Genomic DNA, 398 nt, shown 5'->3' on the forward strand with positions numbered 1-398 from the left:
CGATCCCTGCGTCGGGTAATCTGCTGGCGAACGACACGGATGCCGACACCACGAATCCGTCTCCCGATGTTCTGAGCGTTACCGGCTTTACGATTGGTTCTTCCCCCACGGTTTACGCCCCGGTTGGTGCCGGTGGCGGAGCGGTGACGATCCCGGGTGTTGGTCTTGTGTCGATTGCGACGGACGGCACATGGTCGTTTGCACCTGATGCCGACTACAACACGGATCTTTCTGCCGGCGGCAGTGTGTTCCCGACGATCACTTATACGGTGGAAGACGGAGCGGGTTCGAGCGACACGGCCACGCTGATCGTGACGGTGACGCCGACGAACGACGCTCCTGCCGCCACAGATGATGCGGTCACCACCAATGAAGACAGCCCGGTCTCCGGTGCGGTT

Annotated in this window: 1 protein-coding gene; it reads left to right on the top strand. The window is 61.6% G+C overall.

Features of this window, described 5'->3' with window-relative positions:
• A partial coding sequence (locus R2A130_RS17145; RefSeq protein WP_009465473.1) for an Ig-like domain-containing protein occupies positions 1-398 on the top strand: 398 nt, incomplete at both ends.

It is taken from the genome of Ahrensia sp. R2A130 (assembly GCF_000179775.1).
In the GTDB taxonomy this organism is placed as follows: domain Bacteria; phylum Pseudomonadota; class Alphaproteobacteria; order Rhizobiales; family Rhizobiaceae; genus Pseudahrensia.